We start from the raw sequence: 23,603 nt of genomic DNA, 5'->3' as shown, positions 1-23,603 counted from the left end.
CCCTCCTTACCACACATAAGCGACGATTTCGCCGCCGATGCCCTTTTCCAGGCATTCCTTCTGAGTCATTAAGCCAGAGCTGGTAGAGATGATTGCAATACCCAAACCACCAAGTGGCATTGGAAGTGCGTCGGACTTAGCGTAACGACGCAAACCTGGCTTGGATACGCGCTTAATTCCCTGGATGCTCTGTTCGCCGTGCTTGCCGTACTTGAGAGTAATCTCAAGAGTCTGACCCACACGTGCTTCTTTCGCTGCAAAATCAGCGATATAACCCTCACGCTTGAGGATTTCGGCAATATGTGCCTTGAACTTGGAGTATGGCATGTCCACGGTTTCGTGTTTTGCCGCACTCGCATTACGCAGACGTGTAAGCATATCTGCGATTGGATCTGTCATTGTCATTTGGGCTGATGCCCTTCCTCGTCGTGGTTTCCGCCGCCCTGTGGACCGCGGACCTTCAACGTCGATTTACCAACTGGACTTCGTTACGCCTGGAAGCTCACCACGATGAGCCTTCTCACGAAGGCATACGCGGCAGAGACCGAACTTGCGATAAACGGAATGTGGACGTCCGCAAACCTCACAGCGAGTGTATGCACGTACTGCGAACTTTGGCTTGCGAGCAGCCTTGTTCTTGAGAGCTGTCTTTGCCATCTCTTAGTCCTCCTTGAATGGGAAGCCGAGGTGCTTAAGCAAAGCCTTGCCTTCCTCATCACTCTTGGTCGAGGTTACTACGGTGATGTCCATACCACGGCGGTGATCGATGGAATCAGGATCGATTTCATGGAACATAGACTGTTCGGTTAAACCGAAGTTGTAGTTACCGTTACCATCGAACTGATTGCCGTTGATACCACGGAAATCACGGATACGTGGCAAAGCCAAAGTCAAAAGACGATCCAGGAACTCCCACATGCGGTCACCGCGCAGAGTTACGAATGCGCCAATTGCCTGACCTTCACGCAGGTGGAACTGTGCAACAGACTTCTTTGCCAAAGTAATCTTTGGCTTCTGACCTGTAATTGCAGTCAAATCACGCACTGCGCCTTCAATGAGCTTGGAGTCGCGAGCTGCGGCACCAACACCCATGGATACAACAACCTTTTCCACGCCTGGAACGCGCATTGGATTAGAGATGCTGAATTCCTTTTCCAAAGCAGGAATGATTTCTTCCTTGTAGCGAGCCTTGAGACGTGGAGTTGCAGGAGTCTCGATATTTACTTCGCTCATTACAGCTCCTTTCCAGACTTCTTAGCTACACGGACACGCACGCGCTTTACCTTACCGTCACGAGCTTCTTCCTTCACCACAACACCAACGCGGGTTGGCTTCTTGGTTTCTGGATCGATGAGCATTACGTTGGAACGGTGAATAGGTGCTTCCACGGATACGATTCCGGACTGCTGACCCTGGACTCGTGCACGAATATGCTTCTTGACAATCTGTACGCCTTCAACGATCAGACGATCGTTAGGAAGTACGCGCTGAACGGTGCCTTCTGCGCCGCGATCCTTACCACGGATAACCTTTACGAGGTCACCCTTCTTGATCTTAGCTACCATTAGATCACCTCCGGTGCCAAAGAAACGATCTTCATGAAGCGCTTATCGCGCAATTCACGACCCACTGGTCCGAAGATACGTGTGCCCTTTGGTTCGCGGCCGTTACCCAAGATAACAGCAGCGTTCTCATCAAACTTGATGTAGGAACCGTCTGCACGACGACGTTCCTTTACAGTACGGACGACGACAGCCTTAACTACGTCACCCTTCTTTACCGAACCGCCAGGAATAGCATCCTTAACGGAGGCAACGATAACGTCGCCAATTCCGGCATAGCGTCGCTTCGATCCACCGAGCACGCGAATTGCCAAGATTTCCTTAGCACCCGTGTTGTCGGCGACATGAAGTCGCGATTCTTGCTGAATCATTGATTCTCCTTAGCCGAGCTGGTCCTCCCCGCACACCCAGAACCGCTGCTGCTCTCGAAAGAGAGTAGCAGTCCTCGGGTGTACACGGAGCCTTGCCGAACTTATTTACTTAGCACGCTCAACGATAGCGTTGAGACGCCAACGCTTCGTCTTGCTCAAAGGCCTTGTCTCCATAATTGTAACAAGATCACCGACATGTGCGTCGTTGTTCTCGTCATGGACCTTGACCTTGCTGTTGCTGCGTACAACCTTACCATACAATGGGTGGGTCGAACGCTGCTCCAACTCAACGGTAATCGTCTTGTCCATTGCTTCTGACACTACGTAGCCAGTGCGAACCTTACGATCGTTGCGTTCCAGCTTTTCAGCCATTTTTACTCCTCAGACTTTCTTAGTCCTGCACTGGGGACTCGGTAATGCCGAGTTCACGTTCGCGAAGAACAGTGTACATGCGGGCAATATCACGCTTTACAGTCTTAATGCGGGATGAGTTATCCAACTGACCGGTAGCGTTCTGGAAGCGAAGATTGAAAAGTTCTTCCTTCGACTTCTTGAGGAAGTCCTCAATTTCTGCGTTAGTCTTCTCGTTCAAGTTCTTGATCGAGTATTCTGATGCATTTGCCATTTAGTTGTCACCGCCTTCACGTGCAATGATGCGGCACTTCATAGGCAGCTTATCTACTGCACGGCGAAGTGCTTCGCGAGCAACTTCTTCAGAAACGCCTGAAATTTCGAACATTACGCGTCCTGGACGAACATTAGCAACCCAGAACTCAGGTGCACCCTTACCGGAACCCATTCGAGCGCCGAGAGCATGCTTCGTCAAAGGACGATCTGGGAAGATTGTAATCCACACGCGGCCACCACGCTTGATGTAGCGGGTCATTGCAATACGTGCAGCTTCAATCTGACGGTTGGTAATGTAAGCAGGAGCAAGAGCCTGGATACCGAACTCACCGAAAGCGATGGTGTTGCCACCCTTAGACATACCAGAACGAACTGGACGGTGCTGCTTGCGGTACTTTGTTCTCTTTGGGATAAGCATTCTCACTTACTCCTTTACTTCTGCAGTTTCAGCTGGGGCTGCAGGAGCTTCAGCCTTAGGGGCTGCTTCCTGGTTGCCACGCTGTGCAGCTGCACCACGGTTGTTACGACGTGGGCGACGATCGTTGGAACCACGACGGGAACGATTGTTCTGCTGAGCTTGCTGCTCTTCGAATTCCTTCTCCGTCATATCGCCCTTGTAGATCCATACCTTCACACCGATCTGACCGTAGGTTGTGCTTGCTTCGAAGAAACCATAGTCAATCAATGCACGAAGAGTCTGCAGTGGCACACGGCCTTCACGGTAGAACTCGGAGCGAGACATTTCTGCACCACCCAAGCGACCGGAGAGCTTAATACGAATACCCTTTGCACCAGCACGCATAGCGTCCTGCTGTGCCTTGCGCATTGCGCGACGGAAGGTAACGCGGTTTGCCAACTGTTCAGCGATGGACTGTGCCACGAGCTGAGCATCGATAGCTGCATTCTTTACTTCGAAGATGTTGAGCTGAACCTGCTTGCCGGTAATCTTTTCGAGCTTTGCGCGAACGCGGTCAGCTTCTGCACCACGGCGGCCGATGACGATACCTGGACGAGCAGTGTGAATATCTACACGCACACGGTCACGTGTACGTTCGATAACAACGCGAGAAACGCCTGCACGTTCCAGATCCTTGTTCATTGCCTTACGGATCTTGTCATCTTCGAGAACGAAATCGCGGTAACGTTCGCCCTGCTTAGTGGAATCAGAGAACCACTTCGAACGGTGATACTCGGTTACGCCGAGGCGGTAACCAAATGGATTAACCTTCTGGCCCATTAGCGTGCACCTTCCTTATCTGCGACGATTACCGTGATGTGGGAAGTACGCTTGTTAATGCGACCTGCGCGGCCCTGTGCACGAGCACGGAAACGCTTGAGAGTTACACCCTCATCTACGTAGGTTGCTGCGACTACCAATTCGTTCTCACGGAATGGCTCATTTGCCTGTTCTGCCTTCACACGAGCGTTTGCAATAGCAGACTCGAGTACCTTGAGTACTGGAGTAGACGCTGCTTGTGGAGCGAACTTCAAAATGGTGATGGCTTCAGTCGTCTTCTTGCCTCGGATGAGGTCTACGACGCGGCGAGCCTTGCGTGGCGTCACGCGTACGTGACGTGCAATTGCCTTAGCTTCCATTTAGCGGCGTCCCTTCTTATCATCCTTAATGTGGCCCTTGAAAGTGCGCGTTGGAGCGAACTCTCCGAGCTTGTGACCTACCATCGATTCAGTAACGAACACTGGTACGTGCTTACGACCGTCATGAACGGCGAAAGTGTGACCAATGAAGTCAGGGGTAATCATGGAACGACGAGACCAAGTCTTAATAACGTCGTGAGTACCCTTTTCGTTCTGAGCGTCGACTTTCTTCTGCAAGTGGGCGTCGACGAATGGGCCCTTCTTGATGCTTCGAGTCATCTCTTCGACACTCCCTTACTTGCGGTTCTTACCGTTAGGACGACGACGAACAATCATCTTGTTCGATGCCTTCTTAGGACGACGTGTACGAACCTCACCCTTACCCCATGGGGACACTGGTGGCTTACCACCGCGTGTACGACCACCATGTGGATGATCTACTGGGTTCATGGATTCACCACGTGTATGTGGGCGCTTGCCCATCCAGCGTGCGCGACCTGCCTTACCGAGCTCGATATTAGCGTGTTCGGAGTTACCTACTTCGCCAACAGTTGCGCGGCAGCGTGCGTCTACGTTGCGGATTTCTCCAGATGGCATACGCAGCTGAGCGAGGTTACCATCCTTAGCAACAAGCTGTACAGATGCGCCAGCGGAACGTGCGATCTTTGCACCACCCAATGGGCGAAGTTCAATAGCGTGAACAACGGTACCGGTTGGGATGTTGCGCAATGGCAAGTTGTTACCTGGCTTAATATCTGCCTGTGCACCAGTTTCGATGGTGTCGCCCTGCTTTACGCCTTCAGGAGCGATGATGTAGCGCTTTTCGCCATCTGCAAAGTGAAGCAGAGCAATGCGAGCAGAACGGTTTGGATCATACTCGATGTGTGCAACCTTTGCTGGGATGCCGTCCTTGTCCCAACGCTTAAAGTCGATGAGACGGTACTGGCGCTTGTGACCGCCACCACGGTGACGGCTTGTAATACGACCATAAGAGTTACGGCCGCCAGTCTTGCTGAGCTTACGCAGCAAAGACTTTTCAGGTGTGGAACGCGTAATTTCAGAGAAGTCTGAAACAGATGCGTTACGACGACCTGCAGTCGTTGGCTTATATACGCGGATAGCCATAATATGTTTACCTTAACTTTCTCGGCTACTGCTTAGTTACCGAAGACGTCAATTGTCTGACCTGCTGCAAGGGTTACGATTGCACGCTTCTGAGAAGCACGCTGACCGAAACCAGTGCGAGTGCGCTGACGCTTGCCTGCGCGGTTCAGAGTGTTAACGTTGGTAACCTTAACCTTGAAGATTTCTTCTACAGCCTGCTTGATTTCAATCTTGTTAGCGGTTGGAGCCACCACGAAGGTGTACTGACCGCGATCGGAATTAGCGTAAGCCTTTTCAGAAACTACTGGCTTAATAATGATGTCATGCGCTGGCTTATGAATTGCGACCATTGTACTTAGGCCTCCTTAACAGCAGTCTTAGCAGCAACGAAAGCTTCGAAGCCTTCCTTGGTGAAGACGACATCTTCAGCAGTTACAACGTCGTACGTGTTCAACTGATCTGCGAACAGAACGTGTACGTAGGTGAGGTTGCGAACGGAAAGCCATTCGTTAATGTTCTCACGGGATACAACAACGGTCGTGAAGCGGTTATCTACTACAGAAAGAGCTGCTTTAGCAGTCTTCGTAGATGGAGTTTCGTTCACACCGAAGTCAACTACGTGTACGCGACCTGCATTAAAGCGATCAGAGAGTACGTAGCGAAGAGCTGCTGCCTTCATCTTCTTTGGAGTGCGCTGGGAGTAGTCACGTGGTACTGGACCATGAACTACTGCACCACCTGCGAACTGTGGAGCGCGGATGGAACCCTGACGAGCACGACCGGTGCCCTTCTGCTTCCATGGCTTCTTGCCGCCGCCAGAGATGCGTGCGCGATTCTTTACAGCGTGAGTGCCCTGACGAGCAGCTGCAAGCTGTGCTACAACAACCTGGTGTACGAGTGGAACGTGTGCACGCACAACATCCTGCTCGATACCGAAGAGCTCTACTGGAGCTTCAACAGAACCAGCTGCCTTACCGTTAGCATCGGTGATGTTCAAAGTTACATTTGTCATGACCTTATGCTCCCTTCACAGCAGTACGCACTACAACGAGAGAACCCTTTGGTCCTGGAACAGCACCCTTAACAGCAATAATGCCGTTAGCTGCGTCGGAGGACACAACGGTCAAGTTGAGTGTGGTGTGAGTGTCGTGACCCATACGACCAGCCATGCGCTTGCCCTTAAGAATACGGCTTGGAGTTGCGCATGCGCCTACAGAACCTGGGCGACGCTCGTTCTTGTGGGAACCGTGGGTACGACGGTAGGACTTGAAGCCCCAGCGCTTAATTGTACCTGCGAATCCCTTACCCTTGGTGGTACCAGTTACATCTACTACTGCACCATCAGGGAAGATTTCTGCGGTCAGTTCCTGACCTAGCTCGTAGTTTTCTACGTCCTCGGTACGGAACTCAACGAGATGACGGCGTGGGGTTACACCTGCCTTAGCAAAGTGACCAGCCAATGGCTTGCTCACCTTAGTAGGGTCAATTGCGCCGAAAGCAATCTGAACAGCCTTGTAGCCGTCAGATTCCTCGTTCTTTACAGCTGTTACAACGTTGGTGTCTACTTCCACCAAAGTTACTGGAACGAAGAAACCGTTCTCATCCCAAACCTGAGACATGCCGAGCTTCTTACCCAACAATGCCTGGCGATTGTTCTTAGATACCATTTCTCCCCTCCCTACAGCTTGATCTCAATGTTTACGTCTGCTGGCAAATCGAGACGCATCAAAGAATCAACTGCCTTTGGAGTTGGATCTACGATGTCAATAAGGCGCTTATGTGTGCGCATCTCGAAGTGTTCGCGAGAATCCTTGTACTTGTGAGGAGAACGGATAACAACAAACACGTTCTTCTCGGTAGGAAGTGGAACTGGGCCAACTACAGTTGCGCCTGCGTTCGTGACCGTTTCGACAATCTTCTTTGCCGACTGGTCGATGACCTCGTGGTCATAGGACTTTAGCCTGATGCGGATTTTCTGTCCCGCCATTCGCCGTCCGCCCTTTCTTGCGATCGATACATTTCCAACCTGTTCAGAGCACTATCCGGCACTTCGCCTCATGGACGAATCCCCATCAGTGCGTGGCTAGCGGCACTTACCGCTGCCACGCTCGCTATTTAAAATATTAAGCATAAAAACATGCGAGCCTAAAACAGGCAACTCATATATTTAAGCATGACCCCTGCCCCGATTTTATCCGGGCGTGTCGAACCCCAGTCTGGCTAAAAAATGCGGGGTTCAACGGCAATCTGCTTTGTGAGTACCCCGCTACTATACATGCTGCCCTGAATTCGACACGCATAGACTTACGAATCGATATATTTAGAGCCATCCTGATTCTTCAACAATCAAAGCAGCTTCCATGCGCGACGATGCGTGAGTTTTAGATAATACTGACGAAACGTGATTGCGTACTGTTCCTGATGACGTCATAAGAGTTTTAGCAATATCTGCATCATGCTTTCCTTGACGCACTAAACGCATAATATCACGTTCACGCTCGGTGAGCGGATTAGCGCCTGCTGTCATTGCAGCTACTGCTAGCTCAGGATCAACAACAATCTGCCCAGCTATTACTCGGCGAATAGATTCAGCTAATACTGTGGCTGATGAGGATTTTACGAGGAAACCTTTAGCACCTGCGCTCAGCGAGCGCTGAACATAGCCAGGCCGCCCAAAAGTGGTTACAACAATACAGGGAAGTTCGGGATGTGTTCGTGTGAGAATTTCAATAAGACTTAAACCATCCATATGTGGCATTTCTATATCAATTAAACATACATCGGGATGTGTTTGTTCAATAGCTGGCAGTACGTCCCCACTGGACGAGCATGTGGACACCACTTCAATATCTTCTTGCAAATTCAGCAAGGTTGCCAAAGCTTCCAGCACCATTGCTTGATCATCAGCAAGGAGAACACGAATAGTCATCTTTATATCCTTGTTTATGCACAGTGAGAGATTTATTCATCTAATACTACGCGCACACGCGCACCACCCAAATCCGATGTTTCTGTATAGAGTTGAGCACCTATACCTTCCATACGACGGCGCAAAGATTCTAAGCCCGTTCCTTGAAGAGGCTGAGTAAAACCTACGCCATCATCGTCAATAACAAATTCATGCTCATCTATTGTTATGCGCACTGTATGAGCATGCGAATGACGAAGAATATTGGTTATTCCTTCATGAAGAACTGCTGCGCATTCTGAGCGAACCGTCTGAGACAACGATAGCGGCGACCCAATAATTTCACATGTTATCCCCATGTTTGCGCACAGTAACTGTGCCTGTCTCATCTCCTCGTCTAAATCGAGGCTGCGCATCTGGTTTAAGGTATGGTGCATTTGTTCAATACCTTGAACAGCTATATCGTGTATTTCTTCTACACCCGCTTTAACTGTTAAATCTTGAGTTGATGCTGCAAGAATTTGGGTTTTAAGGCTAATAGCTGTGAGAGTTTGTCCGAGCAAATCATGAATATCACTGGCTGCCCGCTCGCGCTCCTCCATGCGACTAATACGATCTTTCAGTTGAGCAAAACGTACAGAATTATTATCTGAGTATCGCCCTAATAAAACTATTGCTGACCATATAACCATAATAATGAAATACTGGTTTACTACGCGAAAACCTCCTCCTAAAACCGCGCATATATAGAATGCAATCAGACTTATAAAAGCAGCACATACAGAAGTTCTTAACGGTAAAATATATAGCGCACAGCCTAGGAAAAAGTTAAAGCAGGTAATATATTCCCAGTTCTCGCCAAAAAATACAGCGCCGGCAGTCAGAACGAGCAGAAGAGTAAGAACGATAATAGATTGAACAGTTGATTGTTTACGACGAGGGTTCAAAACGTTAAGTTTTATGCTACCGTACAGAAAAACCGGAGCAATCAATAAGATATCTAGGACTAAAGCAATCTCTTGCAATATATTTTGTCGAGGATAAGCAAAAGCAAAATAGAGCGGAAAAGCAAGAAAGATAATCCATACGCTCGCAAAAATGTATCCAATACGACGCGAGCGCGCGCTGTATTTATGTAACTCTCGTTGAGATGTTGATTCTTGGGACAACGCCATTATAAGTACCTCTGTCTAACCTCTATGCGTTGGGACATACTCCATGCGTATATCCCAACGCTGCTATGCACAATAATCGTATGTTTGAGTTTAACGCCGACGTGATAAACGCACTGCTACAACCGACAATGTCAGCATAATAAGCGACCATACAGCTATATTAGCTGAGACAAAGGCAAGATTAAGCTGCTCCCCTGTTGCATTGTGACCGCTGAGCAGTTCCCACGTTAAAGCACTTTTGAAACCAAAAAGCGGCATGAACTGAGCACATCTGAACATGAATCCTTCTAAAGGTACAAAAATATCAGACATGAATGCCAACAAAACAATCAGACCACTAGCAAGTCCTCCTGCAGTGCGGTCAGGGAAAATACTTCCTATGTATTGTCCAAAACCTGAGAAGAGCGTACTGATAACAACAATGAGTATCCATGTGATAATCCACCAGCGCGTAGGCAGTATTGCTCCTGTGCATGCGGCAATAATATACAGCAGGGTTGTTGGAATCACGCTCATACACAGGCTGACTGCAAAACGAGACAGAACCAACATTGGCACTGATGCTCCAGCGAGATACAGGGTGCGAGTCCATTGCGTTTCGCGCTCGTGAGCAAGCATTGATCCAGACATTGTGGAGGCTAAAATTGCTGAATAAAATGCCATTTGTATAACAATGATGCCCGATACGTTTGCGCCGGTAGGCAACATGTAGTCTGAGCCTTTTGAATGTCCAAAAATATTGAACATAAGTATGGGCATGAGAATGCTAAAAAGAATTTGGTATGGAGATAGTATTTCGTGACGAAGTCGCGTAAGAAAATAGGTGCGCATGATGTGTGTCCTTAATGACGAGTTGGGTGAAGAGTTGGTTGGGATATCTGAGAATCGGCTGTATCAGTGAGTGCAAAGAATGCTTCGTCAAGACTGTGAGTGGACGTCAAATCCAGAATCTCGGTCAGTGTTCCATGAGCAAGTAATTGACCTTTGTGCATCACCACAATGTCGTCGGCATTGCGCGTTGCTTCATCAAGAAAATGAGTGGCACACAGAATTGTTATTCCTTGATCATGCAGCGCATTGATTTCATTCCATAATTCCCTGCGGGCATGCGGATCCATACCTGCAGTCGGTTCGTCTAAAATCAAGAGTTCACCTGGTGTAATAAGCGCTAAGGCTAAACGAAGTCTTTGCACTTGTCCGCCTGAACAGTCACGAATATGGCGATTGAGGAATGTTTGTACTCCTGATTTCTGGGTAATCTCGTCAACTCGATGCGATTGTTTGCGAATTGCACACATCGTTACGATTGTTTCGCGCACTGTCCATTCAGGAAGTAGGCCACCAGATTGCATGATGGCGGTTACAAGCGATTGCGATTGAGCCTGTGCTGCTGTCTGTCCGCACACAGACAGAAAGCCTGAGCTAGGTTTATCGAGATTAATCATCATATTAATTAATGTGCTCTTACCTGCTCCATTAGACCCCAGTAAGGCTACGGTCTTACCCCGCTCAATATTGAGAGTAAGATTATTGACTGCATGAAGAGGACCGTCAGGAGTAGAAAAGGTGCGCGTCAGCTGACGGGTTTCGAGAATATAGTCTGTTGTGTTCATACTTCTATTCTTGGCTTGATACAGCTAGAGAAGAAGTGCTGTTTATCACGAAGATAGAAGAGCTTTTGCAGTGATACAGGCATGACATTTGTCACACCTACAACAGATTCTATTGTTTCTGCAATAAATTATCGAGAAGTTCTTTATTCTCTAAAAGAGATTTGCTAAAAGAGTTGTTGTTCTTACTATTATCTACAGGTACTTTTATGGCAGTTATGCTGACGAGTTGACCTGAATGAGGATACACAGTAATGACGTATAAAGTTCGTGGATCAGCAACGTTATTCGCGTTTGTATCAAAAAACTTGGTCTATACCATACCTCTACTTCGCGCGTATTATCGAGAGCGACAGTGCGATTATTACTGATTTCTTTCCAATAATGACCGCGGTACGTGATTACGTATGCACGACCGTACCGCGACGTAGGCTTTTTCAGATTGACTGCTCGAACAACTCCTTGTATGCTACCCTCGCGTATATCTTGAACGTTATCTATCGTGCTCGTAACGCCAGCGATAATAAAAAGCACTCCAACAATTGAAAGCCAAAACGCTATACAATAATTTTTATCCGTTCTCGTCGATACTGTCGCTTCTGTGCGTCTTCAGTACGACGAGTAATAATCTCGGAAAACAAGCGAATATCAAACATAGCTATTGCAAGCAAAAGAAAAGCAAGACCTACGAAAATATAAATAATATGCACAAGAAGAGATATATAAAGTTTCCACGCGCCTTGCGGGATCATAAAAACGTATATAAAAGATATATACAACAAAGCCTACGATAGCCAAGGTTCAGAAAAGCGATATGCGCCGCTTATGTGTTTGTCCATCAGGAAGAAAAGGGCTAAAGATTGATTTGAGAGGTATCATATTCAACTTTCTTCCTGTAGCTTATTCTTGTCTCCCTATGTGTTCCCTCCTCACCACAGCGATGTGAGAGTAAAAACACAAAAAATCCTAACATGATGTGAACACGGTTTACAAGAAGATTCCATACTCGGATGTCCAGAACTAAGCTGATCTAGATCTCACAGAGCAGTTGTGTGTAACGCGCGACTGCATAACAACACGACTGCATAACAAAAGGTGCCGGAGGCAGCTCATTCATTTAAGCCCCAGCACCTTTCGTTAGTTTTATCTATAGTATCAGTAAGCGTTCAGTAAGCATTGAACTATGCTTGAGCAGTTTCACGCTGTGCGCGCAACTTCTTACCTTCAGCCTGAGATACACCGTAATATGCTGCGATGGCAATATCCTTCATATCTTCAATCTGAGGAATACGAGGATTTGCAGGTGTGCACTGATCTTCATATGCACGCATGCCAATCTGATCGAGAACAGACCAGAAGTGTTTCTCATCAACGCCTGCTGCTTGGAAGGACGCGTCCATGCCCAGCTTGTTGTCACGGTAATCAGCCACTGCATTCGCGAGGTTTTCTACGGCCTCATCGGCGGTGTCGGCTGGAAGACCGAGCTGCTTAGCAATATCCTGGTAGCGTTGTGGCGCCACGTACTTGTTGTACTTTGGCCAAGAAATTGGCTCCAGAGGAATCTGACCATTGTAACGGATAACGTATGGCAACAAGATAGAGTTGCATCGACCGTGAGCCACGTGGCAGAGCGCACCAATAGTGTGAGCCATGGAGTGGCACATACCCAAGAATGCAGAGCCGAAAGCCATACCCGCCATTGTTGCAGCGTTGTGCACCTTTTCCTGTGCCTGTGGATTTGCCTGACCCTCGTTAACAGAAGATGCCAAATTCTCCCACAGCAACTTTACAGAATGCAATGCCAATCCATCAGTGAAGTCGTTGGCATAAGCGGACACATATGCTTCCATAGCGTGCGTAATCGCATCAAAACCAGAGTCGCTAGCTACGCGACGAGGCTGAGTGCGAGCCAAAACTGGATCAACCACTGCAACCGACGGGGTCAGCGAGTAATCCGTAATTGGATACTTAATACCCGTCTTGGTATCGGTAATAACAGCGTACGGAGTTACTTCCGAACCTGTACCCGAGGTAGTTGGCACGCATACGAGCTTTGCCTTCTTACCTAATTCTGGAAGACGGAAAGCGCGCTTGCGAATATCGAAGAACTTCTCGCGAATATCGCGGAACTCAATTTCTGGGTGTTCATACAGCAGCCACATAATCTTTGCGGCATCCATTGGAGAACCGCCACCAATAGCAATAATTGTATCTGGCTGGAACTCATCACGCATCATCGCTGCGCCGCGCTCAACTGTTTCAATAGATGGCTCTGACTCCACATAATCGATAATGCGCCATTCCACCTTATTCAAACGCTGCTGAAGCTGTGCAATAGCCTTGTCAATAATACCTAAATCGAGAATAACCTTATCGCACACAAATACAACGCGGTTCACATCCACCATATCGCGCAGATAGCGGATGGCGTTTGGCTCAAAGTACGTCTTTGGTGGAATCTTGAACCACTGCATATTATTATTCCTTCGTGCTACACGCTTGACATTAATAAGGTTGACTGCTTGAACGTTGCCAGCTACCGAGTTGCCGCCATATGAACCGCATCCCAAAGTCAGCGAAGGAGCAATCGCATTGTAGATGTCGCCAATACCACCCAAGGATGATGGGGAGTTCCAGATAACGCGGCATGCATGCATACGCAGACCGTATTCACGAACGAGATCTTCGTTATCGGTGTGAATTGCTGCCGTGTGACCTTCGCCATGTACCAGCATCTGCTCGCACATAACGAATGCTTCGTCCTTATTGTTAGCGCGCAATACTGCGTGAACAGGAGCGAGCTTTTCCATGGTCAGCGGCTCGTTATCGCCCACTTCCTTGCACTCTGCAGCGATAATAACAGTATCTTCTGGGATAGTAATACCCGCCTGCTCAGCAATCCACAGTGGGGACTTGCCTGGAACCTTGGAGTTCAAAACTGGCTTCGAGCCATCTTTTGCATAAGCTGTGGTGCCAAACATGAACTTTTCAAGCTTCGTCTTTTCTTCACCCTTCACAAAATAGGTGTGACGAGCCTTGAGCTTTTCAATCAAGGAATCATAAATATCGGTGTGTGCGATAATAGCCTGCTCGGTTGCGCAGATCATACCGTAATCGAAGTGCTTGGAGAGAACCAAATCGTTCACAGCGCGATCAAGGTCTACATTGCTGTCGACGTATGCTGGAGCATTACCTGCACCTACACCCAATGCCGGCTTACCCGAGGAGTATGCTGCCTTTACCATGCCTGGACCACCGGTTGCCAGAATGGTTGCAACGCTTGGGTGCTTCATCAAAGCGCCGGTTGCTTCGATGGATGGGTGTTCAATCCACTGAATGCAGTCCTTTGGAGCACCTGCTGCTACTGCTGCATCACGAACAATCTTTGCTGCTGCCTTCGAGCACTCCTGAGCGAATGGATGGAATCCGAAAACTATTGGACAGCGAGTCTTTAATGCGATGAGCGCCTTAAAGATGGCGGTAGAGGTTGGGTTCGTTACTGGGGTGACGCCTGCAACCACACCCACAGGTTCTGCGATTTCGGTGATGCCATCTACGTCACTTTCGTTAATAACGCCTACAGTGCGCTGGTTAGCGAGGTGATGCGTAATATGTTCGCATGCGAAGATGTTCTTCGTTGCCTTATCTTCGACCATACCGCGACCAGTTTCGTCCACAGCCATCTTTGCCAGCTCGAGATGAGCGTGCAGCGCATCGATAGAAGCCTTAGCAACAATGTAGTCGATCTTCTTCTGGTCGAAGCTCTGATATTCATCGAGAGCGACGAGAGCCCGCTGAACAAGACCGTCAACTTCCTTCTCTGCTTCAGACATTACAGGTTCAGCTTCCTTAGCTGGTGTTTGATCCTTAGTAGCTGCTTTTGCCACGAGTGACCTCCTCAATTGTGTGAGAAACCACAACCTTTGTGTGTTCTAGCTCACACTTTATGAGAGAAGTTTTGTGCGCGCAAGTTTTGACCGAGACTTTTGTAAAGTTGTTTTATTAAAGTGCGGTAAGGGTTTGATTTGTTGGGTTTTGGGAGGAACTATACCTTGTGCAGCGGCTCGGATTTTCATATTGAAGCATGGGTTTTGAGATTGGTTTTGATTGTTTTGATTGTTTTGATGGATAGCCCATTTTAGAAGCAACCAAGCAGTTACGGCTTTACATTCTTACATCAGCAACCCTCACGAAGCTTTAACGCTTACAGATATCGTCAGCCGTACGAGATAAAGCAGTTTTAAGAATACAATAGCCGCGTATTCTGCAGAAAATCCTGAAACGAACGGTTACGTATCTGCAGTTAAAACGATTGTTTGTCTCGCTCATCGAATACATATACCAGTTCAACGGTTTTATTAGTGGGATTTGTTTGTTTTTTCGGTTGCGGGTGCGTGACTAGCAGCCGTTCCGCGCAGTCAGGCTTCGCACTGCGTTAAATTCGAGGATTTATTACTCTCACGCATTCTGCTTAACCGATTAATACACCCGATATGCCACTTTTAATGCGGAAAAATGGCTTCACAAGTGGCATATCGGTTGCGCGTATCGACTTCACTCATGAATCCAAACCATACTGCGTACTCAACAGTAAGCCGCATATAAAAAGTCACCCTCACATCAAAGTGAAGGTGACTTATCCGCAATAATGAGGCTCTAGTCTTGCAATTCCAAACCATAACCATCTTTGTGATAGCTAGATCCTGGTGAAGAGACAAGAATCAAAATGAATTCCACGAAAGCCCAGATACCGCAAATGATAGGAGGAAGAATAAGAATCCAACCAACTACTGTCATAAGTAGCTGAACAATAGCGCGGGTAGTCTTTCCTAAATAGAAGTTATGAATGCCGAGAGCACCTAGGAAAAACGCTAGAACAGCAGCAACAATTTTGCTTTTAGAGCCAACCATAAGTGGTTGTGCCTGTGGGAACGCACCTGGAACACCCGAAACGCCCGGAGTACCCGCATTTGGCACACCATTATTAAACTGCGGTGGAACATACTGCCCATATGGAGCCTGCTGTTGTGGCTGAGGTTGACCGTAAGGCGCTTGTTGACCATAAGGCGCCTGCTGTACGTATGGTGCTTGCTGCGTTGGTTGAGTATACTGCGGTTGCACAGGCTGCGCATACTGTGGTTGCGCTTGAACGTATGGCTGCTGTTCATAGACCTGCGAAGGAGCTTGCGCAGGCTGAACCTGAGGATGTGGCTGTGCATAAGCTTGCGCAGCAGGAGCACCTGCATTTGCATCATTGGCAACTGGATCGCCATTGAATTCAGAATTCACAGCATTGTCAGCATTATGAGGATATACAGATTCGTCCTGTCCGAATTGTTCATATGGTTCGTTGCTCGTAATAGTACCTTTTCTTGTGAGATAACTCTTCTCTCAATATAACAAGTCCCCTACCTTTAGAAAAGATAGAGGACTTGAAATAAACGAAAAGTAAAACTTAACGCTTGGAGTACTGAGAAGCCTTGCGTGCCTTGTGCAAACCAGCCTTCTTGCGCTCTACGACGCGTGCGTCGCGAGTCAAGAAACCGGCCTTCTTCAAAGCTGCGCGGTTAGCATCACGATCAATGCTGTTCAAAGCACGAGCAACGCCAAGACGGATTGCACCTGCCTGACCAGTTACGCCGCCACCATCAACAAGAACGATAACATCGAACTTGTTTTCGAGCTTGAGCAAAACGATCGGTGAGTTAACTTCGCGCTGGTGCAAACGGCTTGGGAAGTACTCTTCGAGAGTGCGACCATTAACGGTCCACTTACCAGAGCCTGGAACCAAACGTACACGAGCTACAGCTTCCTTACGACGACCAGTGCCGTAGCCGGGAGCAATAGCAGAAGTACCGGTACCAGCACCTGCATTGGTTTCAGAAGTGTAAGAAGTGAGTTCTACCTCGGTTTCAAGAACCGCGGAGCTTGCATTTTCAGCCATTATGGATTCTCCTTTCGGTCCTAGTTAGCCTGCTGGGAGACCTGTGCGATCTCAACAACTTGTGGCTGGTTTGGGGTATGTGGATGCTGATCTCCTGCATAAACGCGCAAACGACCAAGCTGTACCTTAGCAAGCTTGTTCTTAGGCATCATGCCCTTAACTGCTGCGCGAATAATACGCTCTGGATCCTTCTCAAGAAGCTCAGCATAAGAATCTGCACGCAAACCACTTGGGTAACCAGAGTGGCTGTAGAGATTCTTGTTCAGCTTGTTTCCGCTCAAAGAAATCTTGTCTGCGTTAATAACGATAACGAAGTTACCGCCATCTGCATGTGGAGCGAAAGTTGGCTTGTTCTTGCCGCGAAGCAAATTTGCTACCTGTACCGACAAACGACCGAGCACCACGTCGGTAGCGTCTACGACGTACCATTCGTGAGTCAAATCACTTGGCTTTGGAGTGAAAGTCTTCACTGTATAACCTTTTCTTTCATTGTGTTCCAGATACCTTATGGCATCCTTTATCCGTGGGCTCCCTGAAAGTCCTAGTGAGCGAGTGGGAAAGCGCTTTCCTGGACCCCTGTAGGGAAACACAACAATCTGCAATAATAGCGCACAGTAACGACCAGGGTCAAAGTGGCCCTTATCCGCGTGCCTGTTGAGTTTCGCGGGCCGCAACAGCTACATCAGGAACGTTATCTGCAACCAGCACGCGCAAGGTTTCGTCATCAACATTCGGGTTCTGAGCCACAGCTCTGCGCACCATCGCCGCCAACACTGCTGGCGATTTACTATCTTCTTCTGTCCCCAAAGCGCCCAAATGAGCCAAAACGGAAGCCGGCGTGCGCGAATCTTGTGCACCTTCCATACGCATACGCCAGGTCGTTACCGGGTTCATCAGCGCTTTTGCGCGCACATTATCATCGCTATCTTTGGTTAAACGCCCAACGAGCCAATCTTTCGAATCAGTATTAGCAGCCACAGCCTCGCGCACGCTAGCCTCGGGATCAGTGGATAGCTTCACCAAAATATTTGGGTACGGCATGGTTTGCGCCAAAAAGATACGATCTTCTAACGGCGTGTGCATATTTCCCGCAACAGCTTCGAGTAAAGCGGTAGCACGCGAGAACGCGGCAGCATCGCTCACGTCCGGAAGCGGCGTATGGCAGCGCTTACTCAACTCAGCAGCATCCTCGGTATGACGCAAAAATTCATACTCCGCGCTTAAAGATTCAGTTTCTGCCATCTCTACTCTTTCTCCATCAACGAACTTTCCGCGCCGGCTATCAGCTGTACAGACGCGTTAAATGTCTGCTGCACCATCTGTTCCATCGAGAGCACGCGATCGGTTGGAATCACAAATTTTACCACGACTTTATCGCTAAAGTCCTCATGATGTACGCGCCCGCTATGTTGGGCGATAAGCCGCTGGATAAGCGAATGCTGAGCGTAGTCAACCGTGCACATAAACTCGCGCGCTGGGATAACGTTACCAAGATTAGCCACGCGAAGTGCTTCGGCCGCAGCCGTCGAGTACGCGCGTACCAGACCGCCGGCTCCCAAAAGTATACCGCCAAAATAGCGCGTAACCGCGATAACGGTATCCGTTGTTTCTGACTGCCGCAGCACGTTCAGTATCGGTTTGCCCGCGGTACCGCTCGGTTCCCCGTCATCGCTCATACGTTCGTTAAACTGCGCTTGACTGGCTCCCATAACAGCCGCGAAGCACACGTGCCGTGCTTTGGGGTGCTGCGCGCGGATCTGCTCGACAAACTCAACCGCCTCGTCGAGCGAATCGATATGACACGCATCGCCGATGAACTCTGATTTCTTCTCGATATACGAGTAGTGCGCCGGATTGCTGGCAGGGTTCGTAATCGTGCGCATTTAGTTCTGCTCGATTTCTTCCGCGTTTTTACTAAAAGGCAGGCTTTGCGACACCTTCGCCACCATCGCTTCCCACTGCGTGGTGTACTTGGAGAAGTTGTTAAAGCCGAAAATCATGGAGAACAAATCACGCAGCGCAGTAACCGTAATATCGCGCACAGCGCTGTCGGTTTCTTGCGCGGCTTGCCACATCATCGGTGCTGCAGTACTGATATTGTCTGCAATTTCGGTGAAGGATTCGTATCCAGTAGCCTCGAAAATCGCAAAAATTGCGTCGATAACTTTGCGACGTGTAGCCAAGTCGAGCGAATTGGTCCACTCAACATAGGAATCGGCTATCTTGAGCGCGCGCGACGAAATCTCTTGGTCATACACGAAGTCAGCGCTGTCGAGGTCGACCGCCCACTTGTACATAAAGTGCTGCATAACAGAAGCTTCGTCACTGTGCACAACGCGGTATGGCTCGCGACCGGCAAACATCATGCCCACGAAGGAATCTTGCGGAATAAGTTTCGTAAGATTCGGCTCAATGCGCTTGTATTCAGGCGAATCCAGAAGGTTGGTAATAAAACCTGGTCCGTCGAAAGAGTAGATCTGCTGGATTGCGTTTTGCACGTTCGCAGGAACTTTCGTAGCCGCATACACGGCCGTGTTGCCGCCCTTGGAATGGCCAGCAATAACAAGGTTTCTGCCATGCGAGTGACGGTAAATATCTTCCACATAGCGTGCAGCAGACAGCTGCGAAGGAATATCTTTATGGAAAGCCAGCTCGAAGTCTTCGCGCCAACCAACGAAGGAAGTTTCAGTGCCGCGGAAAGCGATGAATTCTGTGGTTTTTGAGTCGTTTGAGTCGTAGGCGTTTTCCGGTAGTAAGAAGGTCATAGCCGCGAACTGCTGCTGATGCTCACGATCATTATTGAACTCGTAGGTAAACTCCCCTACTTTAATATCGCGGAAACGAGGTGACGCCACAACAGCGCTGACCAGCTCAATCATCATCTCGCGTGTGGACAGGGAAGGGAAAATGTTCTCGAAATCTTCCGCGCGCCACAAAGCCGTATAAAGCGAGACGAAACGCTCCTCGTCGTGCAAGAGCGGGCTAGATTTCTTTTTCGTAAGACCTGCGGCTACTGCGCGCAAGATTTTACCGGTCGGCGAACCGTACTTTTTCTTGTATCGCGCCTGATACTCAGCACGCGTGTGCACGAGCGAAGGCACCTGTTCACCATCGAGCTGCGCGTAAGCCAGCTGCGAAAGAATCGCTGCATCCACGTTGTTAAACGGCACGTCGTCGAAGGTGCGCAACATGGTACGCGCATAAGTCACAATTGTTTCGGCACTCATGCGAACTATTTTAGGCTGAGTTGTGGAGCGCGCTCAGTAACGCTCTTCTTTCGCTCGCCTTACAATAATCTCGTGCCTGAAAACGTAGAGATTGCCCTTATTAACCCGTTCGCGCCGAACTTCTCGCTCGACACCTGCTCCGCCGGCTTGCGCACGCTTATTGAGCGCACCGGTTTATCGCCTGATTTTCTACGCGAAATTAACACGCCGTATGGCGAGCAGCTCGATGGTATGGATGCGTTTATTGAGAAACTGCACAGTTATCGCGATGCGCGGCTCGCCATTTACCCGGATTTCGATATGGATGGCATTACCTCGGGCACGATTTCGTACGCGGGTTTGAAGCAGCTGGGTTTTCAGGTGGAACTGTCGGTGCCCGACTATGAGAGCGGTCACGATTTTTGCCGCGATGATGTGGACGATATTATGCGCCGTTTTCCCGACACCACGGTTATTCTCACCTGCGATAGCGGGGTAAATTCGACCGACGGCATACGTTACGCGCAGTCGCTCGGTTTAGCAGTTTTGATTACGGACCATCACGATCAAGAAATCGATTGCCCGGCCGACGCCATGATTGATCCGTGCTGCCGCAACTCCTCGTATCCGCTGCCAGGCATTTGCGGTGCGGCCGTTGCGTTTTTAATGATTAGTGCGTACGCGCGCCGTTTTGTGAGCGCCGAGCAGCGCAAGTATCTTAACCTGCTGCAACTGTTCGTGGGCATTGGCACGGTGTCCGATGTGATGCCTCTGGTGCACGATAACCGCGCTTTAGTGCGCAAGTCGTTAAGCCTTACGCGCGAGTTGATTGCCCGTCCGACCGCTTTGAATTCTTTGCGCGGTGACGCTAGCGTAAACCGCGCGTTTTTGACTGCTTTCGAAGGGTACGCTCAGCTTCTTGAGGAGCTTGAGGTGTCGCTTGCGCAGTGCAATGAGGGTTTTTATGGTTTTACTCTGGCTCCGATGTTTAACGCGCCGCGGCGTGTGGGCTCGTCGATGAGTGACGCTTTTTGTGTGTTTATGTCGGATGATCGGGCTGAGCGTCGCGCTGCTATCGTTCGTTTGATTGCTGCCAACGCTAAGCGCAAGAAACTTGTTGATGAGTATATAGATACGCTGGTTGATACGTATGCGCCATACGTGTACATTACAGACGCGCCTCGCGGTATGTTGGGTTTGCTCGCCGGCAAATTGATGCACGCTTCTGGACTTCCCACAGCTGTGGTTCACGTAGCCTACGATCGCACGCACGGCAAGCAAGTTGAGGGATCGATGCGTTCGCCAGATTTTTACCCAATTATCGATATGCTCAATGACCGCGATGGCCTCAAGGTCGTAGGACATCAGGGAGCCGGCGGCGTTACAGGTTCGCTGGATGCTTTAGTTGATGCTTTGCAAGGGGTGCGTGTTCCTTCTGATTTTGAGGAAGAGCCAGCGTTATTGATTGGCGATAACGGTCCAGATATTGACGTTGCTTGGTGGGATACAACTGCTCTCAATGAGATTACGCAGTTCTTAGATTGTGTGGCACCTTTTGGTAAGAATTTCGACTACCCTATTATGGAGATTATTTTCCCTGCTGATACTGAGATAAGCCGCATCGGTAAAGAACAACAGCACCTCAAGTTGCAGATGCCTGGCTGCCCGCCAGTACTGCTTTGGAATACCGAAGATGTGCCGATAAGTGCACGCGTGCGTTTGAACTACAACGAGTTTAGAGGGCAAAAAACTCTGCAGATGATTGGGGTAAATTAGCAGAGGTAGTTCCTCAGATTTTGTGCTTGAAAGAAGATAGTTTTATTTCCAGTGAACAGGAGTAGCTAACCCGTTGACATAGGAATTATTTGCTCTTAAGAAACTTAGAATTTCTTCAGAATATTCCGAGCTGTGATTAATGAAATCCACCATATGCATGAGAAGAATCAAAGAGGCCGCAACGGATTTTTGTTCATAAGAAATACCATTAATTGTTTCCTCAACGTACGAAATATGAGGAACTGAAATGATTGTTTCTCGTTTCCATAGTCGTGAATGGTGAGCACACAAATTACGAAGGTAAACCATCGCATGAACAATGCTAGACCCAATTCTCGGGTTTTTAGGTAAGCCTATTGATTTATAGACTTGTCTCAGCGCCTGCGAATCGATATGAGAAGACAACATCTTTGAAACCGTATCAAATGGCAGCACTTCGACAGCCGCCCAAACGGGAATATCTTTCCCGACTTCATGGTAGTGCCTAATACAAACCTCTGAAGATTTTTCTATCCAGTCATTGATTTTTAGTATTAGTCTCTCTTGATAAGAAGAAGTCTTCCTCTTCGCCAAATGCTTGTAAGCCGATAACGACACGTAATCATAAGCATGCCCGTCTTGTGCTATTTCATACGCAAAACGGGAACGTAGAGTAATCTCTAGGATACTGATTCCTTGAAGAATCAACGCTCTCAACTTAGCATCAAGAATATACGGAGTGATGAAATCTTCCTCAGTAGTGCCAGCAATGAACCTATTGTCACCATTCGATGGATCTATTTGAAATACACGAAAATATCCCGGATAGTCGATAATAATTGTTGTTATACAAAAGGTCACGGAAATGCTCTTCATCAGCGATTATTAACTCTCGATCTTCGAAAAGTTTAATCATTTCATCGATGGTTTTTGCTGACTTCATATTACCTCTGTAAATAAAAAGAGCCCCCAGATTTGAGCATTATTAAGAGGCTTAGGGGGCTACTGTTAGTAGGAATAATATCACAACTGAGAACTCTTGTAAAAGAGTACGAGTGTTGAGATTATGCCTCCTAGAGTGGTCCATATGTCAATATTTCCTCATGAGTAATGATGCAAAGCTGTATCGCTAATCACATTACTGATTCGAAATATAGGTTACAAGTCGATTAATAGGAGATTCCTCAACTTCCCAGTGATTGTGCGAGCATCTCCTATTTTTCTTATTGGGGCAATCAATTCTTGTGTTCACGTTCAAGATAGAAAGCCTCACACCGGAATATGGAATTCTAGTGCCGTGAGCAAGATTCGAACTTGTGTAGCAATAGCTGCGTCAGATTTACAGTCTGATGTCTTATACCGCTGCACGATCACGGTATTAATCCGTAAACTTAGAGGTGAGACCGACATATAAGGGTTCGGAGCTGTCCGAACTTAGATCGATCGGTCATTACTTTTCAAATGTCGAGAAGCCTCATCAGGGTTTATTTGGATTACTTCCTCGATTGGCTTTGTAGTAATACATCGTAGAATTTCATGTGAAACTTCATCATGGTCAATATTTGTCATATAACCCAAAAGTTTTTTCCCCACCCTTGAGTTCCCCCTCCTCATATGCTCTCTTATGCAACTAACTGAGAATGAGCACAACAGCCTGAAACCGTTGAAAACAAGCGGTTAACAAGTAAAAATAAAGGCTTTCAGAATTTCTTCTGAAAGCCAAACGCGGAGACGAGGAGATTCGA

The 23,603-nt window shown here is 48.3% G+C and carries 29 protein-coding genes and 1 tRNA gene; 1 reads left to right on the top strand and 29 read right to left on the bottom strand.

The window, feature by feature from the left end; all coding sequences use genetic code 11:
* Positions 1 to 6 precede the first annotated feature (6 nt).
* The 27 genes from rpsH to G464_RS0106685 all read right to left on the bottom strand — a co-directional run bounded on the left by rpsH (position 7) and on the right by G464_RS0106685 (position 20,124).
* Positions 7 to 405: a 30S ribosomal protein S8 gene (gene rpsH, locus G464_RS0106825; protein WP_021618608.1), complete on the bottom strand. Its 399-nt coding sequence runs from the start codon at positions 403 to 405 to the stop codon at positions 7 to 9.
* Positions 406 to 471: 66 nt separating this feature from the next.
* Positions 472 to 657 (bottom strand): type Z 30S ribosomal protein S14, encoded by a 186-nt coding sequence (locus G464_RS0106820; protein WP_021618609.1) that lies wholly within the window; start codon positions 655 to 657, stop codon positions 472 to 474.
* A gap of 3 nt (positions 658 to 660) precedes the next feature.
* Positions 661 to 1,233 carry a 50S ribosomal protein L5 gene (rplE, locus tag G464_RS0106815; protein WP_021618610.1) on the bottom strand — a complete coding sequence of 191 codons (573 nt, stop codon included), beginning with the start codon at positions 1,231 to 1,233 and terminating at the stop codon, positions 661 to 663.
* Complete coding sequence (rplX, locus tag G464_RS0106810) at positions 1,233 to 1,565, bottom strand: 50S ribosomal protein L24 (RefSeq protein ID WP_021618611.1); 333 nt, start codon at positions 1,563 to 1,565, stop codon at positions 1,233 to 1,235. The genes rplE and rplX overlap by 1 nt, the downstream gene beginning before the upstream one ends.
* A complete protein-coding gene (gene rplN, locus G464_RS0106805) occupies positions 1,565 to 1,933 on the bottom strand; it encodes a 50S ribosomal protein L14 (RefSeq protein ID WP_021618612.1) in 369 nt (122 codons plus the stop codon). Before rplN ends, rplX begins: the two co-directional genes overlap by 1 nt.
* 105 nt (positions 1,934 to 2,038) lie before the next feature.
* Positions 2,039 to 2,305: a 30S ribosomal protein S17 gene (gene rpsQ / locus G464_RS0106800; protein ID WP_021618613.1), complete on the bottom strand. Its 267-nt coding sequence runs from the start codon at positions 2,303 to 2,305 to the stop codon at positions 2,039 to 2,041.
* A gap of 19 nt (positions 2,306 to 2,324) precedes the next feature.
* Positions 2,325 to 2,558 carry a 50S ribosomal protein L29 gene (rpmC, locus tag G464_RS0106795; RefSeq protein ID WP_021618614.1) on the bottom strand — a complete coding sequence of 78 codons (234 nt, stop codon included), beginning with the start codon at positions 2,556 to 2,558 and terminating at the stop codon, positions 2,325 to 2,327.
* A complete protein-coding gene (rplP, locus tag G464_RS0106790) occupies positions 2,559 to 2,978 on the bottom strand; it encodes a 50S ribosomal protein L16 (protein ID WP_021618615.1) in 420 nt (139 codons plus the stop codon).
* 6 nt (positions 2,979 to 2,984) lie between these two features.
* Positions 2,985 to 3,797: a 30S ribosomal protein S3 gene (gene rpsC / locus G464_RS0106785; RefSeq protein WP_022857247.1), complete on the bottom strand. Its 813-nt coding sequence runs from the start codon at positions 3,795 to 3,797 to the stop codon at positions 2,985 to 2,987.
* Positions 3,797 to 4,156, bottom strand: coding sequence for a 50S ribosomal protein L22 (gene rplV, locus G464_RS0106780; RefSeq protein ID WP_021618617.1), 360 nt, complete (start codon positions 4,154 to 4,156; stop codon positions 3,797 to 3,799). Before rplV ends, rpsC begins: the two co-directional genes overlap by 1 nt.
* The gene (gene rpsS / locus G464_RS0106775) at positions 4,157 to 4,435 is read right to left on the bottom strand and encodes a 30S ribosomal protein S19 (protein WP_021618618.1); all 279 of its coding nucleotides are present in this window, start codon (positions 4,433 to 4,435) and stop codon (positions 4,157 to 4,159) included.
* Between the two features lie 15 nt (positions 4,436 to 4,450).
* Complete coding sequence (gene rplB, locus G464_RS0106770; RefSeq protein ID WP_021618619.1) at positions 4,451 to 5,281, bottom strand: 50S ribosomal protein L2; 831 nt, start codon at positions 5,279 to 5,281, stop codon at positions 4,451 to 4,453.
* A 32-nt stretch (positions 5,282 to 5,313) separates the two neighbouring features.
* The gene (gene rplW / locus G464_RS0106765) at positions 5,314 to 5,610 is read right to left on the bottom strand and encodes a 50S ribosomal protein L23 (protein WP_021618620.1); all 297 of its coding nucleotides are present in this window, start codon (positions 5,608 to 5,610) and stop codon (positions 5,314 to 5,316) included.
* 5 nt (positions 5,611 to 5,615) lie between these two features.
* Complete coding sequence (gene rplD / locus G464_RS0106760; RefSeq protein ID WP_022857246.1) at positions 5,616 to 6,272, bottom strand: 50S ribosomal protein L4; 657 nt, start codon at positions 6,270 to 6,272, stop codon at positions 5,616 to 5,618.
* Positions 6,273 to 6,276: 4 nt separating this feature from the next.
* The gene (gene rplC / locus G464_RS0106755) at positions 6,277 to 6,927 is read right to left on the bottom strand and encodes a 50S ribosomal protein L3 (protein WP_022857245.1); all 651 of its coding nucleotides are present in this window, start codon (positions 6,925 to 6,927) and stop codon (positions 6,277 to 6,279) included.
* Between the two features lie 11 nt (positions 6,928 to 6,938).
* The gene (gene rpsJ, locus G464_RS0106750; RefSeq protein ID WP_006288664.1) at positions 6,939 to 7,247 is read right to left on the bottom strand and encodes a 30S ribosomal protein S10; all 309 of its coding nucleotides are present in this window, start codon (positions 7,245 to 7,247) and stop codon (positions 6,939 to 6,941) included.
* Positions 7,248 to 7,580: 333 nt separating this feature from the next.
* Complete coding sequence (locus G464_RS0106745) at positions 7,581 to 8,189, bottom strand: response regulator transcription factor (RefSeq protein ID WP_022857244.1); 609 nt, start codon at positions 8,187 to 8,189, stop codon at positions 7,581 to 7,583.
* Positions 8,190 to 8,221: 32 nt separating this feature from the next.
* A complete protein-coding gene (locus G464_RS0106740; protein ID WP_022857243.1) occupies positions 8,222 to 9,343 on the bottom strand; it encodes a sensor histidine kinase in 1,122 nt (373 codons plus the stop codon).
* A gap of 90 nt (positions 9,344 to 9,433) precedes the next feature.
* Positions 9,434 to 10,174, bottom strand: a complete 741-nt coding sequence (locus G464_RS0106735) for a hypothetical protein (protein WP_155237060.1) — start codon at positions 10,172 to 10,174, stop codon at positions 9,434 to 9,436.
* 11 nt (positions 10,175 to 10,185) lie between these two features.
* Positions 10,186 to 10,956, bottom strand: a complete 771-nt coding sequence (locus G464_RS09305) for an ABC transporter ATP-binding protein (RefSeq protein ID WP_022857241.1) — start codon at positions 10,954 to 10,956, stop codon at positions 10,186 to 10,188.
* Positions 10,957 to 12,134: 1,178 nt separating this feature from the next.
* Positions 12,135 to 14,786, bottom strand: coding sequence for a bifunctional acetaldehyde-CoA/alcohol dehydrogenase (adhE, locus tag G464_RS0106715; protein WP_039777828.1), 2,652 nt, complete (start codon positions 14,784 to 14,786; stop codon positions 12,135 to 12,137).
* A gap of 823 nt (positions 14,787 to 15,609) precedes the next feature.
* Positions 15,610 to 16,242 (bottom strand): TM2 domain-containing protein, encoded by a 633-nt coding sequence (locus G464_RS09300; RefSeq protein ID WP_022857237.1) that lies wholly within the window; start codon positions 16,240 to 16,242, stop codon positions 15,610 to 15,612.
* A gap of 166 nt (positions 16,243 to 16,408) precedes the next feature.
* On the bottom strand, positions 16,409 to 16,897 hold the full coding sequence (gene rpsI / locus G464_RS0106705; RefSeq protein ID WP_018143409.1) for a 30S ribosomal protein S9: 489 nt from the start codon (positions 16,895 to 16,897) through the stop codon (positions 16,409 to 16,411).
* 20 nt (positions 16,898 to 16,917) lie between these two features.
* Positions 16,918 to 17,367 (bottom strand): 50S ribosomal protein L13, encoded by a 450-nt coding sequence (rplM, locus tag G464_RS0106700; RefSeq protein ID WP_022857236.1) that lies wholly within the window; start codon positions 17,365 to 17,367, stop codon positions 16,918 to 16,920.
* Between the two features lie 169 nt (positions 17,368 to 17,536).
* Positions 17,537 to 18,139 (bottom strand): hypothetical protein, encoded by a 603-nt coding sequence (locus G464_RS0106695; protein ID WP_022857235.1) that lies wholly within the window; start codon positions 18,137 to 18,139, stop codon positions 17,537 to 17,539.
* A 2-nt stretch (positions 18,140 to 18,141) separates the two neighbouring features.
* Positions 18,142 to 18,780: a YigZ family protein gene (locus G464_RS0106690; protein WP_021618634.1), complete on the bottom strand. Its 639-nt coding sequence runs from the start codon at positions 18,778 to 18,780 to the stop codon at positions 18,142 to 18,144.
* Entirely contained in the window at positions 18,781 to 20,124 is a 1,344-nt protein-coding gene (locus G464_RS0106685) for an Mbeg1-like protein (RefSeq protein ID WP_022857234.1), read from the bottom strand. It lies immediately after the preceding gene.
* Positions 20,125 to 20,196: 72 nt separating this feature from the next.
* Between G464_RS0106685 and G464_RS0106680 the strand changes: the two genes are divergently transcribed.
* Entirely contained in the window at positions 20,197 to 21,879 is a 1,683-nt protein-coding gene (locus G464_RS0106680; protein WP_022857233.1) for a DHH family phosphoesterase, read from the top strand.
* A 42-nt stretch (positions 21,880 to 21,921) separates the two neighbouring features.
* Here G464_RS0106680 and G464_RS09295 read toward each other — a convergent pair whose 3' ends face one another.
* Complete coding sequence (locus G464_RS09295) at positions 21,922 to 22,734, bottom strand: Abi family protein (RefSeq protein ID WP_244264125.1); 813 nt, start codon at positions 22,732 to 22,734, stop codon at positions 21,922 to 21,924.
* Positions 22,735 to 23,151: 417 nt separating this feature from the next.
* Positions 23,152 to 23,234, bottom strand: a tRNA-Tyr gene (locus G464_RS0106670).
* Between the last annotated feature and the right edge of the window lie 369 nt (positions 23,235 to 23,603).

Source organism: Alloscardovia omnicolens DSM 21503 (assembly GCF_000420505.1).
GTDB classification, from domain to species: Bacteria; Actinomycetota; Actinomycetes; order Actinomycetales; family Bifidobacteriaceae; genus Alloscardovia; species Alloscardovia omnicolens.
This window is presented reverse-complemented; position numbering and strand designations above follow the sequence as displayed.

What these genes read in the sequence shown, in the direction of transcription:
- rpsH (WP_021618608.1), bottom strand. Translation starts at nt 405, where the DNA reads ATGACAATGACAGATCCAATCGCAGATATGCTTACACGTCTGCGTAAT.
- G464_RS0106820 (WP_021618609.1), bottom strand. Translation starts at nt 657, where the DNA reads ATGGCAAAGACAGCTCTCAAGAACAAGGCTGCTCGCAAGCCAAAGTTC.
- rplE (WP_021618610.1), bottom strand. Translation starts at nt 1,233, where the DNA reads ATGAGCGAAGTAAATATCGAGACTCCTGCAACTCCACGTCTCAAGGCT.
- rplX (WP_021618611.1), bottom strand. Translation starts at nt 1,565, where the DNA reads ATGGTAGCTAAGATCAAGAAGGGTGACCTCGTAAAGGTTATCCGTGGT.
- rplN (WP_021618612.1), bottom strand. Translation starts at nt 1,933, where the DNA reads ATGATTCAGCAAGAATCGCGACTTCATGTCGCCGACAACACGGGTGCT.
- rpsQ (WP_021618613.1), bottom strand. Translation starts at nt 2,305, where the DNA reads ATGGCTGAAAAGCTGGAACGCAACGATCGTAAGGTTCGCACTGGCTAC.
- rpmC (WP_021618614.1), bottom strand. Translation starts at nt 2,558, where the DNA reads ATGGCAAATGCATCAGAATACTCGATCAAGAACTTGAACGAGAAGACT.
- rplP (WP_021618615.1), bottom strand. Translation starts at nt 2,978, where the DNA reads ATGCTTATCCCAAAGAGAACAAAGTACCGCAAGCAGCACCGTCCAGTT.
- rpsC (WP_022857247.1), bottom strand. Translation starts at nt 3,797, where the DNA reads ATGGGCCAGAAGGTTAATCCATTTGGTTACCGCCTCGGCGTAACCGAG.
- rplV (WP_021618617.1), bottom strand. Translation starts at nt 4,156, where the DNA reads ATGGAAGCTAAGGCAATTGCACGTCACGTACGCGTGACGCCACGCAAG.
- rpsS (WP_021618618.1), bottom strand. Translation starts at nt 4,435, where the DNA reads ATGACTCGAAGCATCAAGAAGGGCCCATTCGTCGACGCCCACTTGCAG.
- rplB (WP_021618619.1), bottom strand. Translation starts at nt 5,281, where the DNA reads ATGGCTATCCGCGTATATAAGCCAACGACTGCAGGTCGTCGTAACGCA.
- rplW (WP_021618620.1), bottom strand. Translation starts at nt 5,610, where the DNA reads ATGGTCGCAATTCATAAGCCAGCGCATGACATCATTATTAAGCCAGTA.
- rplD (WP_022857246.1), bottom strand. Translation starts at nt 6,272, where the DNA reads ATGACAAATGTAACTTTGAACATCACCGATGCTAACGGTAAGGCAGCT.
- rplC (WP_022857245.1), bottom strand. Translation starts at nt 6,927, where the DNA reads ATGGTATCTAAGAACAATCGCCAGGCATTGTTGGGTAAGAAGCTCGGC.
- rpsJ (WP_006288664.1), bottom strand. Translation starts at nt 7,247, where the DNA reads ATGGCGGGACAGAAAATCCGCATCAGGCTAAAGTCCTATGACCACGAG.
- G464_RS0106745 (WP_022857244.1), bottom strand. Translation starts at nt 8,189, where the DNA reads ATGACTATTCGTGTTCTCCTTGCTGATGATCAAGCAATGGTGCTGGAA.
- G464_RS0106740 (WP_022857243.1), bottom strand. Translation starts at nt 9,343, where the DNA reads ATGGCGTTGTCCCAAGAATCAACATCTCAACGAGAGTTACATAAATAC.
- G464_RS0106735 (WP_155237060.1), bottom strand. Translation starts at nt 10,174, where the DNA reads ATGCGCACCTATTTTCTTACGCGACTTCGTCACGAAATACTATCTCCA.
- G464_RS09305 (WP_022857241.1), bottom strand. Translation starts at nt 10,956, where the DNA reads ATGAACACAACAGACTATATTCTCGAAACCCGTCAGCTGACGCGCACC.
- adhE (WP_039777828.1), bottom strand. Translation starts at nt 14,786, where the DNA reads ATGTCTGAAGCAGAGAAGGAAGTTGACGGTCTTGTTCAGCGGGCTCTC.
- rpsI (WP_018143409.1), bottom strand. Translation starts at nt 16,897, where the DNA reads ATGGCTGAAAATGCAAGCTCCGCGGTTCTTGAAACCGAGGTAGAACTC.
- G464_RS0106695 (WP_022857235.1), bottom strand. Translation starts at nt 18,139, where the DNA reads ATGGCAGAAACTGAATCTTTAAGCGCGGAGTATGAATTTTTGCGTCAT.
- G464_RS0106690 (WP_021618634.1), bottom strand. Translation starts at nt 18,780, where the DNA reads ATGCGCACGATTACGAACCCTGCCAGCAATCCGGCGCACTACTCGTAT.
- G464_RS0106685 (WP_022857234.1), bottom strand. Translation starts at nt 20,124, where the DNA reads ATGAGTGCCGAAACAATTGTGACTTATGCGCGTACCATGTTGCGCACC.
- G464_RS09295 (WP_244264125.1), bottom strand. Translation starts at nt 22,734, where the DNA reads ATGAAGAGCATTTCCGTGACCTTTTGTATAACAACAATTATTATCGAC.